This window comes from Microbispora sp. NPDC046933 (genome assembly GCF_040644635.1).
In the GTDB taxonomy this organism is placed as follows: domain Bacteria; phylum Actinomycetota; class Actinomycetes; order Streptosporangiales; family Streptosporangiaceae; genus Microbispora.
The window spans coordinates 68,835-84,232 of record NZ_JBEYWW010000009.1; the positions used below are offsets into that span (position 1 = coordinate 68,835).

General features: G+C 70.6%; 15 protein-coding genes. 11 read left to right on the plus strand and 4 right to left on the minus strand.

Annotation, left to right across the window (positions count from 1 at the left end; all coding sequences use genetic code 11):
* Positions 1-7: 7 nt before the first annotated feature.
* The gene (locus tag ABZ857_RS14255; protein ID WP_357042744.1) at positions 8-1,078 is read right to left on the minus strand and encodes a PLP-dependent cysteine synthase family protein; all 1,071 of its coding nucleotides are present in this window, start codon (positions 1,076-1,078) and stop codon (positions 8-10) included.
* A gap of 338 nt (positions 1,079-1,416) precedes the next feature.
* Here ABZ857_RS14255 and ABZ857_RS14260 point away from each other — a divergent pair, with 338 nt between their 5' ends.
* Positions 1,417-2,010 carry a sigma-70 family RNA polymerase sigma factor gene (locus tag ABZ857_RS14260; protein WP_079312684.1) on the plus strand — a complete coding sequence of 198 codons (594 nt, stop codon included), beginning with the start codon at positions 1,417-1,419 and terminating at the stop codon, positions 2,008-2,010.
* Between the two features lie 378 nt (positions 2,011-2,388).
* Here ABZ857_RS14260 and ABZ857_RS14265 read toward each other — a convergent pair whose 3' ends face one another.
* Entirely contained in the window at positions 2,389-3,225 is an 837-nt protein-coding gene (locus ABZ857_RS14265; RefSeq protein ID WP_357042747.1) for a DMT family transporter, read from the minus strand.
* Between the two features lie 65 nt (positions 3,226-3,290).
* Between ABZ857_RS14265 and ABZ857_RS14270 the strand changes: the two genes are divergently transcribed.
* From ABZ857_RS14270 to ABZ857_RS14290, 5 genes are all read left to right on the plus strand, one after another.
* Complete coding sequence (locus ABZ857_RS14270; protein ID WP_357042750.1) at positions 3,291-3,884, plus strand: XRE family transcriptional regulator; 594 nt, start codon at positions 3,291-3,293, stop codon at positions 3,882-3,884.
* A gap of 198 nt (positions 3,885-4,082) precedes the next feature.
* Positions 4,083-4,367, plus strand: a complete 285-nt coding sequence (locus ABZ857_RS14275) for a hypothetical protein (protein WP_357042753.1) — start codon at positions 4,083-4,085, stop codon at positions 4,365-4,367.
* 37 nt (positions 4,368-4,404) lie between these two features.
* Entirely contained in the window at positions 4,405-5,229 is an 825-nt protein-coding gene (locus tag ABZ857_RS14280; protein ID WP_357042756.1) for a polysaccharide deacetylase family protein, read from the plus strand.
* Complete coding sequence (locus ABZ857_RS14285) at positions 5,226-6,755, plus strand: helicase HerA-like domain-containing protein (protein WP_357042759.1); 1,530 nt, start codon at positions 5,226-5,228, stop codon at positions 6,753-6,755. Before ABZ857_RS14280 ends, ABZ857_RS14285 begins: the two co-directional genes overlap by 4 nt.
* A 76-nt stretch (positions 6,756-6,831) precedes the next feature.
* Positions 6,832-7,458, plus strand: coding sequence for a DUF2461 domain-containing protein (locus ABZ857_RS14290; RefSeq protein WP_357042762.1), 627 nt, complete (start codon positions 6,832-6,834; stop codon positions 7,456-7,458).
* 48 nt (positions 7,459-7,506) lie between these two features.
* Here ABZ857_RS14290 and ABZ857_RS14295 read toward each other — a convergent pair whose 3' ends face one another.
* Positions 7,507-8,190 carry a superoxide dismutase family protein gene (locus ABZ857_RS14295; RefSeq protein ID WP_357042765.1) on the minus strand — a complete coding sequence of 228 codons (684 nt, stop codon included), beginning with the start codon at positions 8,188-8,190 and terminating at the stop codon, positions 7,507-7,509.
* Positions 8,191-8,499: 309 nt separating this feature from the next.
* Here ABZ857_RS14295 and ABZ857_RS14300 point away from each other — a divergent pair, with 309 nt between their 5' ends.
* The 5 genes from ABZ857_RS14300 to ABZ857_RS14320 all read left to right on the plus strand — a co-directional run bounded on the left by ABZ857_RS14300 (position 8,500) and on the right by ABZ857_RS14320 (position 13,345).
* The gene (locus ABZ857_RS14300) at positions 8,500-9,033 is read left to right on the plus strand and encodes a 2,4'-dihydroxyacetophenone dioxygenase family protein (RefSeq protein ID WP_357042768.1); all 534 of its coding nucleotides are present in this window, start codon (positions 8,500-8,502) and stop codon (positions 9,031-9,033) included.
* A 31-nt stretch (positions 9,034-9,064) separates the two neighbouring features.
* A complete protein-coding gene (locus tag ABZ857_RS14305; protein ID WP_357042771.1) occupies positions 9,065-10,348 on the plus strand; it encodes an MFS transporter in 1,284 nt (427 codons plus the stop codon).
* Entirely contained in the window at positions 10,345-11,502 is a 1,158-nt protein-coding gene (locus tag ABZ857_RS14310; RefSeq protein WP_357042773.1) for a 2,3-butanediol dehydrogenase, read from the plus strand. Before ABZ857_RS14305 ends, ABZ857_RS14310 begins: the two co-directional genes overlap by 4 nt.
* Positions 11,499-12,248: an SDR family oxidoreductase gene (locus ABZ857_RS14315; RefSeq protein WP_357042776.1), complete on the plus strand. Its 750-nt coding sequence runs from the start codon at positions 11,499-11,501 to the stop codon at positions 12,246-12,248. The genes ABZ857_RS14310 and ABZ857_RS14315 overlap by 4 nt, the downstream gene beginning before the upstream one ends.
* 122 nt (positions 12,249-12,370) lie before the next feature.
* Positions 12,371-13,345 carry a helix-turn-helix domain-containing protein gene (locus tag ABZ857_RS14320; RefSeq protein ID WP_357042779.1) on the plus strand — a complete coding sequence of 325 codons (975 nt, stop codon included), beginning with the start codon at positions 12,371-12,373 and terminating at the stop codon, positions 13,343-13,345.
* Positions 13,346-13,449: 104 nt separating this feature from the next.
* On the opposite strand, the gene typA is transcribed toward ABZ857_RS14320, so the two are convergent.
* Positions 13,450-15,303, minus strand: a complete 1,854-nt coding sequence (gene typA / locus ABZ857_RS14325; RefSeq protein ID WP_357042782.1) for a translational GTPase TypA — start codon at positions 15,301-15,303, stop codon at positions 13,450-13,452.
* Positions 15,304-15,398: the final 95 nt, after the last annotated feature.

Below are 15,398 nucleotides of genomic sequence, written 5' to 3' on the forward strand. Positions count from 1 at the left end.
CCGGTCGTCAGCTCCGGAGGAAGGCGCGCAGCTCTTCGAGGTGGGGGGCGATGTCGATGCCCTGCTCCGACAGCCAGCGCGGGTTGCCGTAGGTGTCGCGGTAGCGCTCGGCGCCGTCGCAGATCAGCGTGACCACGCTGCCGCGCTCGCCCCGCTGCCGCATCTCGCGGATGATCTGCACCGCCGCCGCGATGTTGGTGCCGGTCGATCCGCCGACCTCCCGGCGGGTGACCTCCCTGACCCAGTGCATGGCCGCGATCGACAGGGCGTCCGGCACCTGGGTCATCCGGTCGATGACCGTGGGCAGGAACGACGGCTCGACCCGCGGCCGGCCGATGCCCTCGATCCGTGATCCGGCGCCGCCGTGCTCCTCACCCGAGACCCAGGACGGATAGAACGCCGAGCCGTCGGGATCGGCCACGCACAGCCGGGTCTGGTGGCGGCGGTAGCGGATGTAGCGGCCGATCGTCGCAGAGGTGCCGCCGGTGCCCGCGCCGACCACGATCCACGCGGGCTCCGGGTGCCGTTCGAGCGCCATCTGCTGGAAGATGCTCTCGGCGATGTTGTTGTTGCCCCGCCAGTCCGTCGCCCGCTCGGCGTAGGTGAACTGGTCCATGTAGTGCCCGCCGGTCTCGGCGGCGAGCCGGTGCGACTCGTCGTAGATCGCTCTCGGGTCGTCCACCAGGTGGCACTTGCCGCCGTAGAACTCGATGATCTCCCGCTTCTCCGGCGAGGTGCTCGCCGGGATCACCGCGATGAACGGCAGGCCGAGCAGGCGGGCGAAGTACGCCTCGCTCACGGCGGTGGACCCGCTGGACGCCTCGATGATCGTGGTGGTGGGCCCGATCCAGCCGTTCGCCAGGCCGTACAGGAAGAGGGACCGGGCGAGACGGTGCTTGAGTGAACCGGTCGGGTGCACCGACTCGTCTTTCAAGTAGAGGTCGACACCCCAGTGCGAGGGGAGCGGGAACACATGCAGGTGAGTGTCACAGCTTCGGTTGGCGTCGGCCTCGACGGCCTGGATGGCGTCGGCCACCCAGGCCCTCGTGACCGGATCGTGCCGATCCAGGTGGTTCATGGCGCCACTCTGGCACGCTCCTCGGCATGAACACCAAAGAGGCGTCACGCCGGCGGCTTCCCGCCTCACCGGTCTGCGCCTGCCGGTCGCCAGTGAAATCTGCCACATTTTACTCCGGATTGAGGCTTCAGTGTTACGCTAATGAGACTTGTTCGGCTTGCGCGTGACCTGGCCGCGCGGGCCTGGTCTCTGCAGCGACGGTGCTGACCAGGCCGGACGAATTAACACCGTGCTTAGGCCCCAATCGGCACGATGTCCTTGGCACAACGATGAACGAGTCACCTCGCATGTGTTCCGGCCGGACGGGTAACGGGGGAGAAGTTCCGTAGGGGGAAGAGATGATCTCGACCGACGAGCAGCGGCAGGCATGGTTCGAGCGTGAGGTCGTGCCGGTGACGAGCCAGCTCTACGCGTCCGCCATGCGTCTGACGCGCAACCCCGCCGATGCCGAGGACCTGGTCCAGGAGACCGTCGCCAAGGCGTTCACGTCATACCACCAGTTCCGTGAGGGCACGAACCTCAAGGCGTGGCTGCACCGCATCCTCACGAACAACTTCATCAACGACTACCGGAAGAAGCAGCGCTCGCCCAAGCTGTCGGCCGCCGAGGAGATCGAGGACTGGCAGCTGGCCGCGGCCGAGTCGCACATGTCGACCGGGCTGCGCTCGGCCGAGACCGAGGCGCTCGACCAGATCCCGGACAGTGTCGTGATGAACGCCCTGCGGGCCCTGCCGGAGGACTTCCGGGTGGCCGTCTACCTGGCCGACGTCGAGGGCTTCGCGTACAAGGAGATCGCCGACCGGATGGGCACGCCGATCGGCACCGTGATGTCCAGGCTGCACCGGGGCCGCCGCCAGCTCCGGGGGATGCTGGAGGACTACGCCCGCGAGGAGGGCGTCGTACGCGTCCCCGAGCAGGTGTGCGCGGCCTGACCGGTGTCCGATCGGCCGGTGACCGGGACGGAGCCCCGCGCCAAGGGCTCCACGCCCGGCAGCGCACCCTTGATCGCGGTCACCGACGCGGAGCAGGACGAGCGCCGTTCACGGCTGCTGGGCACGGCGCTCGCCTTGTTCCCCGCCGACATCGGCCGGCCGCCCCGCAGCTGGGCCGAGCGCACCCACAACGTCACGAGGTGCACCCAGATGCCTCGGGCGGGCACTTCGCCGCCCACGAAGAGCCGGAACTGCTCGCAGCCGACATCACCGAGTTCTTCCGCGCGTACCGGTGACGTCCGCGGAGCCGCAGGTGCCCGCGTCCCGGCCCAGGACAGGGCCCAGGACAGGGCCCAGGACTGGGCTCGGGGCACGGGTTCAGGCGGCGGCGATGAGGGCGACCGCGCCGAGCGCGAACCCGACGCCGGTGATCTGCACCGGGCTCAGCCGCTCGCCCAGGACGTACCGCGCGAGCAGCAGCGTGCTCGCCGGATAGAGCGACACCAGGACGGCCACCAGGGTGAGCATCCCCCGCTGCGCCGCGAAGAGATAGAGCACGTTGGCGGCCATGTCGAGCACCCCGGCGATGATCGTCACCGTCAGGCTGCCGGGCACCGGGCGCAGGCTCCTGCGCGTGGCGAGGGCCAGCAGCGCGACCAGCGTGATCGACGCGATCCTCGCCCCCAGCAGGGGCCACGTGCCCGAGTCCGCCGGGGCCAGCTTGAGCAGTACGAAGAACCCGCCGAAACCCGCTCCCGACACCAGGGCGGCGAGGATCGGCCCCGCCTTCGGGCCGCTCGCCCCGCCGTTCGGCTCGCGGCTGACCAGCAGGACGGCGAACAGGCCGAGCACGACGCCCACCAGCGCCAGGGCGGACGGCCGGTCGCCGGTGAGGAGGCCGAACACCACGGGGACGGCCATCGCGGTCGTGGCCGTGGTCGGGGCGATCACGGACATCATGCCGGTGGCCAGGCCGCGGTAGAACAGCACGATGCCAAAGGCGCCGGCGACTCCGGAGGCCATCCCCCAGACCAGCGCGGCCGTGCTCGCGTGGCCCGGCAGGACCGGGAGCAGGGCGGCGACCAGCAGCAGGCCGCCGAGCTGGGAGAGCACGACGACGGCCAGCACCTTCGACCGCCTGGTGGCCAGTCCGCCGAAGAAGTCGGCCGTGCCGAAGATCACCGCGCATGCCGTCGCGAGCGCAACCGCCGTCACAGATCCCCCAAGAGATTGCATCAATAGTGCAATGGATTGTAGTAGGAGATCACTAGGCTGTACTCATGCCTGATCCTGCGACGATCACCGCGGCCATCGCCGCGAACGTACGGGGCCAGCGGGCCCACCGGGGGATGACCCTCGACGAGCTCGCGGCCAGGTCGAACGTGAGCCGCGGCATGCTCATCCAGATCGAGCAGGGCCGCACCAACCCGAGCGTCAACACGCTCACGCGGATCGCCGACGCGCTGGGCGTGACCCTCGCGCGGCTGGTGGAGGTCGCCGACACCCCGGTCGTCCGGGTGGTGCACGAGTCCGAGATGGTGACGTTCGAGCATCCCGGGGGAGGGGCGGCCCGCCTGCTCGTGGGGACGGACGCGCCCGCGATCCTGGAGCTGTGGGACTGGCGGCTCGGGCCGGGCGAGCACCACGACGGCGACGCCCACCCCGCCGGCACCCGGGAGATGCTCACCGTCCTGGAGGGGTGGCTCACGCTGACCGTGTACGGCAGGAGCCACGTCGTGGGGCCCGGCGACGCCGTCGTGTTCAGCGCCGACCGGCCGCACCGGTACGCAAACGAGCACGACGAACCGCTGCGGTTCGTGATGGTGGTGACCGAGCCCCCAGAGCCGCCTGATGTAAGGCTGCCGCCTGAGTAACAGTGCCGCCCGACGTCCGTGAGCCTCCTGACGTCGGAGAACCCGCACATGACTGACCAGTAAGGGCTGCGTGGTGACGCTTAGTAGCCGATGATTACAGAATGAATCCGCAAGCCCCGCTCCAAGGTTGGGTACATCCCTTTTTGTGCATGTCTGCTGTGCAGGGGGCGGTGGCCGGTGAGTGAATCGCGAGTCGCGGTGGAAAAACTTCGCGCGGAACTCGCCGCGCTCGGGGTGGCCGACGCCTACGAGATCGGTGACGAGGCTACTCTCTCCGTCTGGATAGGCCTGGTCGTGACCTTCCGTGAGGGCTTTTACCGTTGGCGCGAGGGTGCCGTGAAGTGCTGGCACCTGGGTACGGACCCGGCAGGATGCGCCATCCGGGTGGCTCGCAGGTACGCCGAACTCAAGGCGGACGTGCCGCCCTGGTGGGAGGAGCTGGAAAAGGTTCTGCGGGGGGGAGCGGCCGGAGGCTATCCGTAGCGTTCGTGGCCCCCCGCCTGCTCCGGGGGGTCGTCGTATGCGGATCGGATCCGTTCTGCTGTCGTTGCTGCTGCTCGGCGGGTGCGCCCAGGTCAGGACCGTCCCGGCCGCGGGGGAGCGGCCGGGGCCTGCGGCGCCGCACCCGCGCTTCGGCACGCCGCGGCATTTCGACGCCGACCTGCTGCGCTTCCGGCTCGCCGGGACGCAGCGGGGGGCGCCGGGGCCGCGCCTGCCCGCGGTCCCGCCGCCCCGGCACGTCGACTGCAGGCAGCACAAATGCGTGGCGCTGACGTTCGACGACGGGCCGGCCGAATACACCGGGCACGTCCTCGACCTCCTCGCGGCCCACCACGCCCGGGCCACGTTCTTCATCCTCGGGCAGATGATCACGGGCGAGACGCGGGACTTCGTCCGGCGGATGGCCGCCGAGGGCCACGAGATCGGCAACCACTCCTGGGACCACGCCTCGCTGCCGGGGCTGTCGTCCGACGGCCTGCGCCGCGAGCTCGACCGGACCCAGGAGGCCGTGCGGAAGGTGACCGGCGTGACGATGCGGCTCATGCGCCCGCCGTACGGCGCGACGAACCAGGCGGTGGACAACGAGACGAAGCAGACCGGGCTCGCGCAGATCCTGTGGGCCGTCGACACCCTCGACTGGCTCAACCGCAACCCCACGACGATCGCCCAGCGCAGCGCCGCGGCCAAGCCGGGCGACATCGTGCTCATGCACGACATCCACCCCACCACCGTGCAGGCGCTGCCCCATCTGCTCGACGAGCTCGACCACAAGGGCTTCACGTACGTGACCGTCTCGGAGCTGCTCGGCAGCACCACGCCCGGGAAGAAGTACACGAACAGGTGAAGGGCTACGACTTCGAGGGGCCGGCGCTGGAGCTGGGCGCGCTCGTCCGCGAGGACGGCACGGCCGACCCCGGCGAGCGCGTCCGCGTCCCGGTGCGCATGATGAACCGGCACGGCCTGGTGGCCGGGGCGACCGGCACGGGGAAGACCAAGACGCTGCAGCTCATGGCCGAGCAGCTCGCCGCTCAAGGCGTGCCGGTGTTCCTCGCGGACGTCAAGGGCGACCTGTCCGGCCTGGCCTCGCCGGGGACGCCGGGCGACCGGATCGCTCGCAGGGCCGCCGACGTGGGCCAGGACTGGGCGCCGGAGGGCTGCGTGACCGAGTTCTTCTCCCTCGGCGGCATGGGGGAGGGCATCCCGCTGCGCGCCACCATGAGCGCGTTCGGGCCGACGTTGCTGTCGCGGGTGCTCGAACTCAACGAGACCCAGGAGTCGTCGCTCGGGCTGATCTTCTACTTCGCCGACACGCACGGGCTGCCGCTGCTGGACCTCAAGGACCTGATCGCGGTCATCCGCTACCTGACCGAGACGCCGGAGGCGCTGAGCGGCATCGGCGGGCTGTCGGCGTCCACCGCCGGGGTGATCCTGCGTGCCTTGGTCAACTTCCAGGCCCAGGGGGCGGAGGCGTTCTTCGGCGAGCCCGAGTTCGACGTGCACGACCTGATGCGGACCACTCCGGACGGACACGGCGTGATCTCCATCCTGGAGCTGCCCGCCGTGCAGGACCGGCCGCAGCTGTTCTCCACGTTCCTGATGTGGCTGCTCGCGGACCTGTTCGAGACGCTGCCCGAGGTGGGCGATCCCGACAAGCCGTCGCTGGTGTTCTTCTTCGACGAGGCGCACCTGCTGTTCGAGGGCGCGTCCAAGGCGTTCCTCCGGTCGATCACCCAGACGGTGCGGCTGATCCGGTCGAAGGGGGTCGGGGTCTTCTTCGTCACCCAGACGCCCAAGGACGTGCCCGCCGACGTCCTCGCCCAGCTCGGCGCGCGCGTGCAGCACGCCCTGCGCGCCTTCACCCCGCAGGACGCCAAGGCGCTGAAGGCGACCGTCTCGACGTTCCCCGTCTCCTCCTACGACCTCGAACGGCTGCTCACCGAGCTCGGCATCGGGGAGGCGGTCGTCACGGTCCTGTCCGAGACCGGGGCTCCGACGCCGGTCGCCTGGACGCGGCTGCGCGCGCCGCGGTCGCTCATGGCGCCGTCCGCCCCGGCGGTCGTCCAGGGGATCATCGCCGCGTCCCCGCTCCTGCGGAAATACGGCACGGCCGTGGACCGGCAGTCGGCGTACGAGATCCTCGCCGCGCGTCTGGCCCGGCAGCAGGAGCCCGAGCCGGAGGCGCCGGCCGAGAGACCGGCCGAGAGACCGGCGGAGAGACCGGCGGAGAGACCGGCGGAGGCCCCCAGGCAGTCGGTGCTCGAAGCGATGTTGGCCTCGAAGGAGTTCAGGTCGCTGGCCCGCACCGCCGCGACCGCCCTCGGCCGGGAGATCACCAGGTCGATCTTCGGCACGGCGAGACGGCGGCGCTGAGCGCGTCCGCGCGGTCGCGGTCCCGGTCCCGGTCCCGGTCCCGGGACTGTCGGTGGGGCGTGCGAAGGTGGGTGGCATGGGTTTCAGCGGGTTCCCTGACGAGGCGCTCATCTTCTACGAGGGCCTCGTCGCCGACAATTCGAAGGCGTACTGGACGGCCCACAAGGAGTTGTACGAGACCGGGGTCCGGGCGCCGATGCTCGCGCTCGTGGACGAGCTGGAGCCGGAGTTCGGCCCCGCCCACCTGTTCCGGCCGTACCGGGACGTCCGGTTCGCCAAGGACAAGTCGCCGTACAAGACGCATCAGGGGGCCTACTGCGGGGCGGGCGTGGAGGGCGTCGGCTACTACGTGCAGGTGGACGCCGACGGCCTCTACGTGGCGGCGGGCTGGTGGATGCCGGGCGACCAGGTGCTCCGCTACCGCGAGGCGCTGGACGACGACACCGCCGGGCCCCTGCTGGAGGAGATCCTCGCGGCCCTGCCCGGTGATCTGACGGTCGGCGGAGACCGGCTCAAGACCCGTCCCCGCGGGACGCCGGAGGACCACCCCCGGCTCGAACTCCTGCGGCACAAGACGCTGCACGCCGGGCGGCGGTTCGAGCCGGAGCCGTGGCTGCACAGCCCCGAGACGCTCGACCGGGTCCGCTCGACCTGGCGGGCGCTGGTCCCGCTGGTCGACTGGCTGCGCCGCCACATCTCCTGACCACGTCCCCGGCCCGCCGCGAGTCGTCCAAGGGCCGCGAGCGGCGGATCAGGCGTGGACTTTGACGACCCCGCAGCCGATCCTGGCACCGGCGTCGCCGGTCTTGCGCGTGGTCGCGTCCGGGCCCGTGGCGCCGGTGGCGTCGGGGCGGTGGAAGTACCTGTCCGGGATGTGCGCGAAGTTGTCCGGCGCGGCGTGCACCACGAACGCGCTTCCGTTGGCGTCGCCCAGCTGCTCCAGGGTGAACCTGTCGGTCACGAAGGACGCGGAGGCGGTGCCGTCGGCGGCCGCCAGCAGCGGTGGCATGTCCCCGGCTCCGTCGCCGTGCTCCCCGGGGCCGAGGTGGCTTCCGGCGCTGGCGAACGCGCTGCCCGTCGCCCGGTCGACGGAGCGGGCGTCGCACACGCCGACGGCGTGGACATGGAAGCCGTGGAACCCGGGAGTGAGCCCCCGCACGCTGACGCTGACCCTCGACTTCTTCGCGTCGTACCGCTCGACCCGCACGGTGCCGAGGACGCGCCCGGCGGTGTTCTTGATGACGGCGGTCGCCGACTCACCCGTCGCCTTGCCGGCCGACTCACCCGCCGACTCACCCGCCGACTCCCAGTGGCGGGCCTGCGCGGCCGAGGCCGCCGCCATCCCGGCGGACAGCCCCGGTACAGCGGGGGCGGCCGCGGCGGCGAGTCCCAGGGCCAGCCCGGCGGCCAGGGCGAAACGGGTTGTGCGGGGCATGATCGCTCCTCCTCAGACACACTCGATGCCTGCGACAGCAGAGCACGCCCGGGCGCGGCGGGGAGCGGCACACGACGCCATCTGTGCCCGCCGTTTACCTGCTCTTGCCGGTCCGGGCCCCGCGCCTGTCGCCCGCCCCCTGTCGCTCTCTGGGACGCCGGCGCCGAAAGGCCGATCGGCTTCTGATCCCGTGCGGGCGCAGGCGCTGTGAGATGTCCGGAATAGGCAAGCGACGACGTCCGAGACAGGAAAGACGGCCGATGCCACGAGGGGGTTCACTCTCTCCAGCACACGTAAGGAGCTGGAGACATGCCCGAAACCCCCACGTCGGAGTTCTGGAAGAACCTCAAGCCGATCGAGAACTCGCAGAAGCCGGACGCGCTGCCGGAAGTCTACCTTTCCAAGGTCGCCACCGATGACGACCGTTACTACGTGCCGTTCAGCGAGACCGTCGGATCACGCCCCCTGTGGATCAACGTCAAGGACAACAGCTGGGCCGACATCCTCCGGGCGAAGGAGGCGGGCCTGGTCAACCGGCACTACCACCCGCACGAGGTGTTCGCCTACACCATCTCCGGCAAGTGGGGCTACCTGGAGCGCCCCTGGACCGCCACCGCCGGCGACTTCGTCTACGAGGCTCCGGGCGAGGGCCACACGCTGGTCGCCTACGACAGCGGCGAGCCGATGAAGACGTTCTTCATCGTCAAGGGCCCCCTCGTCTGGCTCGACGAGAACGGCGAATCACAGGGCATCTTCGACGTCCACGACTACATCGCGATGTGCCGGGAGCACTACGAGAAGGTGGGCATCGGCGCCGACTACGTCAACTCGCTGTTCCGCTGACCGCCGGCCCAGCCCCCCAACGAGGAACGCGATGACCGACATCACGACGTCCACCCCCCACGGAGTGGAACGCGAAGCGAGGCGGTACGAGAACCGCCTTCTCCTCCTTCTCTTCCTGGCCTTCGGGTTCGTCTTCTTCGACCGGCAGGCCCTGGCCTTTCTCGCCCCGTACATGGACGCGGACTTCGGGCTGTCCAACGGCGAGTTGGGCACTTTGTCCGGCGTGCTGGCGCTCACCTGGGCGCTGGCCGGGATGGTGGCCGGCCGGTTGTCCGACAGGCTCGGCCGGCGCAAACCGATCCTCATCGCCGCCGTGGTGCTCTTCTCGGTCTTCTCGTCGGTGTCGGGTCTGATGGCGGGCTTCGCCGGACTGCTCGCCGCGCGTGCCCTCATGGGAACGGCCGAGGGGGCGGTGCTCCCGATGGCGCAGTCTCTGATGGTGGAGGCGTCCCGGGAGAGCCGGCGCGGGTTGAACATGGGCCTGCTGCAGGGCTCGTCCGCCGGCCTGCTCGGTGGCATCGTGGCCCCGGTCGTCGTGGTGTGGATCGCCGAGTCGTACGGCTGGCGCACCGCGTTCTATGTCACCATCGTCCCCGGGCTGGTGATCGCCGGGCTGATCGCCAAGTTCGTCCGGGAACGGCCGCCGCTGATCAGGACCGCACCGGAGGCCGCACGGGACGTCGCCGCCGGACAGCCCAAGGCCGCGCTGAAGGACGTGCTCAGGCTACGGAACGTGGTGATCTGCATGCTGATCGCCTGCTGTTACCTGACGTGGTTCGTCACCCTCATCACGTTCACCCCCACCTACCTGACCGAGGTCAAGGGGTTCGCGCCGGGCACCATGAGCGGCGTCATGACCTGCCTCGGCGTGGCCTGGGTGCTCTGGGGCTTCGCCACCCCCGGCATCTCCGACCGGATCGGCCGCAAGCCGGCGCTCATCGGCTTCACCACCCTCGCGGTGTTCTGCCCCATCGCGATCGTCTACGTCTCCAGTCCGGCACTGCTGGGCCTGCTCATGATCTTCACCTACACCGGGCTGGGGTGCTTCACGCTGTTCATGGCCACTATCCCGGCGGAGACCGTGCCGCCCGGCACGCTGGCCACGGCCCTCGGCCTGATCATGGGCGTGGGCGAGCTCGCCGGCGGGTTCCTCGGCCCGGTGATCTCCGGGTGGGCTTCCGACCTGTGGGGCCTGCAGACCGCGATGTTCATCGCGGCAGGCGGCGCGCTGATCGTCGTCCTGCTCTCGTTCGGCCTGCGGGAGACGGCTCCGGCCGTGCTGCGCCGCAGGGCGGCCGCGGAGGTGACCCGTTGAACGACTCATTGAACGACTCATCGAACGACCCGGTGAACGGCACGCTGAACGGGCCGGTCCGGGCGGGGAGCCGGCCGGACGATCTCGTGCGGGCCGCCGTCTGGTACGGGGCGCGGGACGTCCGGGTCGTCGACGTGGCCGTCCGCGCCCCCGGCCCCGGGGAAGTCACCCTCGCGGTCGCCTACTGCGGCATCTGCGGCAGTGACCTGCACGAGTACGCCGACGGGCCGCACGCCATCCCGGTGACCCACCCCCATCCCGAGTCGGGGGCGACCGCGCCGCTCGTCCTCGGTCACGAGTTCTGCGGCACGATCACCGAGGTCGGCCCGGGAGTCCAGGGCCTGGCGCCCGGCGACCGGGTCGCGGTGGAGCCGCACTACCGCTGCGGCGTCTGCCCTCGTTGCCGGAACGGCGAGTACAACATCTGCCGCCACTTCGGCTTCGCCGGTCTCATGGGCGACGGCGGAATGGCGGAGCGGGCGACCGTACCCGCCTACATGCTGCACCGCCTGCCCGGCACGGTCTCCCTGGAGCAGGCGGCCGTGTTCGAACCGGCGGCCGTCGCACTCCACGCGCTGCGCCGGTCGGGTCTGCGGGCGGGCGAGACGGTCGCGGTGGTCGGCCTCGGCCCGATCGGTCTGCTCATCGTGATGCTGGCGGTACGGCACGGCGCCGGCCGGGTGATCGCCGCCGATCTCTCCGCCGCGCGGCTCGACCTGGCCCGCCGGCTCGGCGCGACCGACCTCGTACGGGCGGGAGAACGCGATGCCGTACCGGACCTGATCCGGCGGGCGGCCGGAGGCGAGGGCGTGGACGTGGCGTTCGAGGTGGTCGGCTCGGAAGGCACACTGCGCACCTGTCTGGACGCGACCAGGAGCGGGGGCAGGGTCGTGCTGGCAGGGCTCGCCGGGACGGTGAGCGTCGACGCGTTCGCGCTGGTCAACAGGGAACAGTCGATCATCGCCACGGTCGGTTATCGGGACGTCTATCCCGACCTGGTCCGGTTGGTCGAGGAGGGCGTGGACCTCACGGCGATCGTCACCTCGACCATCGCCCTGAAGGACGTCGTCCGTGACGGGTTCGAGGCCCTGCTGGGCGGCGGCGACCAGATCAAGGTTCTGGTGCGGCCAGGCGAAGGGAGCGCACGCACGTGACTGATCCGTCCACGTTCACCGGATTCCGCGGCGACCTGTTCGCCCACCGTACGGCGTTCGTCACGGGGGGGACGTCGGGGATCGGGGCGGCGACGGCCGCCCTGCTCGCCGAGCTCGGCGCCGACGTCGTGGCTCTCGGCCTGGCACCCGGGGTCGTCGGCGAGCTGCCGGCCCATCCGCGCGTCCGCGTGGTCGAGCACGACGTTCTCGACCGGGACGGCCTGGCCCGGCTCGTCCGCGCGGAGCCGGAGATCGGAATACTGGTGAACTGCGCGGGCGTCAGCCACGACCGCGAGGAGTATGACCTGGACCGGTGGCGGCGCGTGATCGACGTCAACCTGACCGCCACCATGGTCGCGTGCGAGGCCGCCCGGCCGCGCCTGGCGAAGACGGGTGGCTGCGTCGTGAACGTCTCCTCCATGTTCGCTTTCTTCGGCAGCAGGGACCGGCCGGCGTACAGCGCGAGCAAGGGAGGGATCTCCCAGCTCACCCGGTCGCTCGCGGCGGAGTACGCGGCCGAGGGCGTCCGGGTGAACGCGGTCGCGCCGGGGTTCGTGGAGACTCGGCTCGCCCGGGGCCTGCTGGACGACCCGCGGGCCGCAGCGGAGGTGCTGGCCCGCATCCCTCTGGAGCGGTACGGCAGGCCGGGCGACGTCGCCACGGTGATCGCGTTCCTGTGCTCGCCCGCCGCGTCGTACGTCACCGGGGCGGTGCTTCCGGTGGACGGGGGTTACCTGTGCGTCTGATTGCGGACATACTGCTGCGCTAAGGAGCGTCCGGCAAATGCCGCCCGTCGTGAGCTGGGCCACGCGCAGCAGGGCTTGATTTGTCAGGCAACCCAAGGCACGAAGCGGTAAGGAGATCTGTGATGCCCGCGAACGCCGTCTCCGTGATCTCCCGGGCGACGACGGAGAACGTCGCGCCCGCGGAGCGGATCGACTACTGGGAAGAGTACAACCGCAGGACGCTGGTGGGCCTCTCCTGCCGGTCCTACTCCGACCGGGGCCTGCTGGCCAGGCAGAGCAACATCCGGCTCGGCGACGTACGGCTCGCGGACATCGCAGGCAACGCGCACGTGATCGAGCGGACCCCGCAGATGGCGAGGTCCGCGCCGAAGGACTCGGTCTTCGCCAGCCTGCTGCTCAGGGGCGAGGCGGTCTTCCTGCACGAGAACGGCTGCGTGTCCGCGTCGGCCGGCGAGCTGCTGGTCTACGACACGCGCAAGCCGTACCTCTTCGGCTTCTCCTCGTCCATGCGGCAGATCCTGGTGGACATCCCGCACGACCTGTTCGACGAGGCATGCCGGCCCGGCGGCGTTCCGGTGCCGATGCTCTTCGGCCGGGGCGGCACGCACGAGGGCGCGCTCATGTCGAGCCTGCGCTCGCTGCTCGGCGACGTGGTCGCGATGCGCGGTGGCGACGGCCCGGAGGAGACGCAGCGGGCGGTGCTCGGGCTGATCCGCCTGCTCACGCTGGAGCGGTCCGGGGGATCGGCCCCCTCCGCGGCCCAGCTCGTCATCGCCAAGGAACACATCGAGCGACACCTGCACGACCCGCGACTGAACGCCGCGGAGGTCGCCCGCGTCCTCGGGATCTCGGTGCGGCAGCTCGCCCGGATCTTCGAGGCGGCCGGCACGACCCCGGCCCGTTACATCCTGGAACGCCGGCTGCAGCGGGCAAACGCCGAGCTCGGCGAGCCCCGGGCGGGGGAGACGCGGATCGCCGACGTCGCCTACCGGTGGGGGTTCTCCAGCCAGGCCCATTTCGCCCGGGTCTTCCGCAACCGGTTCGGGCACACTCCGAGCGAGGTGCGGGAAGCCGCCCGAGAGCGTCTCGCCGGCTGACTCTCCTCTTCGCACCCCGGGAGGACCCGGACGGGGCCGGCGCGTGCGGGCGGGAAAGCCGAGGCCCCCGCCGATCGTTCGGCGGGGGCCTCGGGGCAAGGAGCTCAGTTGCCGCGCTTGGCGCGGGCGGCGGCGCGGCCCCGGCTGGCCGCGTCGAGGACGACCTTGCGGATGCGCACGGTCTCCGAGGTGATCTCCACGCACTCGTCGTCGCGGATGAACTCCAGGGCCTGCTCCAGGGACAGGACGCGCGGCGGAATCACCTTCTCGGTCTCCTCGCTGGTGGAGGAGCGCATGTTGGTGAGCTTCTTCTCCTTGGTGATGTTCACGTCCATGTCGTCGGAGCGGGAGTTCTCCCCGATGATCATGCCCTCGTACACCTCGGTGCCGGGGGAGACGAACAGCGTGCCGCGCTCCTGCAGGTTGAGCATGGCGAACGCGGTGACCTGGCCCGCGCGGTCGGCCACCAGCGAGCCGTTGTTGCGGGTGCGCAGCTCGCCGAACCACGGCTCGTACGTCTCGAACACGTGGTGCACGAGGCCGGTGCCACGGGTCTCGGTGAGGAACTCGGTGCGGAAGCCGATCAGGCCGCGCGCCGGCACCAGGAACTCCATGCGGATCCAGCCGGTGCCGTGGTTGGTCATGTGCTCCATGCGGCCCTTGCGTACGGCCAGGAGCTGGGTGACGGCGCCCAGGTACTCCTCGGGGCAGTCGACCGTGAGGCGCTCGACCGGCTCGTGCACCTTGCCGTCCACGACCTTGGTCACGACCTGCGGCTTGCCGACCGTCAGCTCGTAGCCCTCGCGGCGCATCTGCTCCACGAGGATCGCCAGGGCCAGCTCGCCGCGGCCCTGCACCTCCCAGGCGTCCGGACTCTCGGTGGACAGCACGCGCAGCGAGACGTTGCCGACCAGCTCCTTGTCGAGGCGGTCCTTCACCAGGCGGGCGGTGACCTTGGCGCCCTTGACCTTGCCGACCAGCGGGCTGGTGTTGGTGCCGATCGTCATGGAGATCGCCGGCTCGTCGACCGTGATCAGCGGCAGCGGGCGCGGGTCGTCCGGGTCGGCCAGCGTCTCACCGATCATGATGTCCGGGATGCCGGCGATCGCGATGATGTCGCCCGGCCCGGCCTCCTCGGCGGGCTTGCGCTCCAGCGCCTCGGTCATCAGCAGCTCGGAGATCTTGACGCGCTGCACGGAGCCGTCGGTGCGGCACCACGCGACCTGCTGGCCCTTGCGGATCGTGCCCTGGTGGACGCGGCACAGCGCGATACGGCCCAGGTAGCTGGACGCGTCGAGGTTGGTGACGTGGGCCTGGAGCGGTGCGGACGGGTCGTAGACCGGCGCCGGGATCGTGTTCTTGATCGTCTCGAACAGCGGCTCCAGGTCGGGGGAGTCCGGCATGCCGCCGTCGGCGGGGCGCTCCAGCGAGGCCCGCCCGGCCTTCGCCGAGGCGTACACGATCGGGAAGTCGATCTGCTCCTCGGTCGCGTCGAGGTCGATGAACAGCTCGTAAACCTCGTCGACGACCTCGGCGATGCGGGCGTCCGGCCGGTCCACCTTGTTGATGCACAGGATCACCGGCATCTTCGCGGCGAGCGCCTTACGCAGCACGAAGCGGGTCTGCGGCAGCGGGCCCTCGGAGGCGTCCACGAGCAGCACCACGCCGTCCACCATCGACAGGCCGCGCTCGACCTCGCCGCCGAAGTCGGCGTGGCCGGGGGTGTCGATGATGTTCAGCGTCATGCCGCCGTGCCTGACCGCGGTGTTCTTCGCGAGAATGGTGATCCCCTTCTCGCGCTCCAGGTCGTTGGAGTCCATGACCCGCTCGTCGACGTCCTGGTTGGCGCGGAACGCGCCGGACTGCCACAGCATCGCGTCGACCAGCGTGGTCTTGCCGTGGTCGACGTGCGCGATGATCGCGATGTTCCGCAGGTCGTCGCGGGTGTTCATAGGCATAGTGAAGTCTCGCTCTGGTTCGTCGGGGTGTCGTCCGCGTCCCGGGACCGAAGCGAGACGCACATCCGCCGCATGACACGGCCCAGCCATTTTAG

Bases quoted from the DNA above. Each gene is read 5' to 3' on its own strand.
- typA (WP_357042782.1), bottom strand. From the start codon at position 15,303: ATGCCTATGAACACCCGCGACGACCTGCGGAACATCGCGATCATCGCG.
- ABZ857_RS14255 (WP_357042744.1), bottom strand. From the start codon at position 1,078: ATGAACCACCTGGATCGGCACGATCCGGTCACGAGGGCCTGGGTGGCC.
- ABZ857_RS14260 (WP_079312684.1), top strand. From the start codon at position 1,417: ATGATCTCGACCGACGAGCAGCGGCAGGCATGGTTCGAGCGTGAGGTC.
- ABZ857_RS14280 (WP_357042756.1), top strand. From the start codon at position 4,405: ATGCGGATCGGATCCGTTCTGCTGTCGTTGCTGCTGCTCGGCGGGTGC.
- ABZ857_RS14270 (WP_357042750.1), top strand. From the start codon at position 3,291: ATGCCTGATCCTGCGACGATCACCGCGGCCATCGCCGCGAACGTACGG.
- ABZ857_RS14300 (WP_357042768.1), top strand. From the start codon at position 8,500: ATGCCCGAAACCCCCACGTCGGAGTTCTGGAAGAACCTCAAGCCGATC.
- ABZ857_RS14295 (WP_357042765.1), bottom strand. From the start codon at position 8,190: ATGCCCCGCACAACCCGTTTCGCCCTGGCCGCCGGGCTGGCCCTGGGA.
- ABZ857_RS14290 (WP_357042762.1), top strand. From the start codon at position 6,832: ATGGGTTTCAGCGGGTTCCCTGACGAGGCGCTCATCTTCTACGAGGGC.
- ABZ857_RS14320 (WP_357042779.1), top strand. From the start codon at position 12,371: ATGCCCGCGAACGCCGTCTCCGTGATCTCCCGGGCGACGACGGAGAAC.
- ABZ857_RS14305 (WP_357042771.1), top strand. From the start codon at position 9,065: ATGACCGACATCACGACGTCCACCCCCCACGGAGTGGAACGCGAAGCG.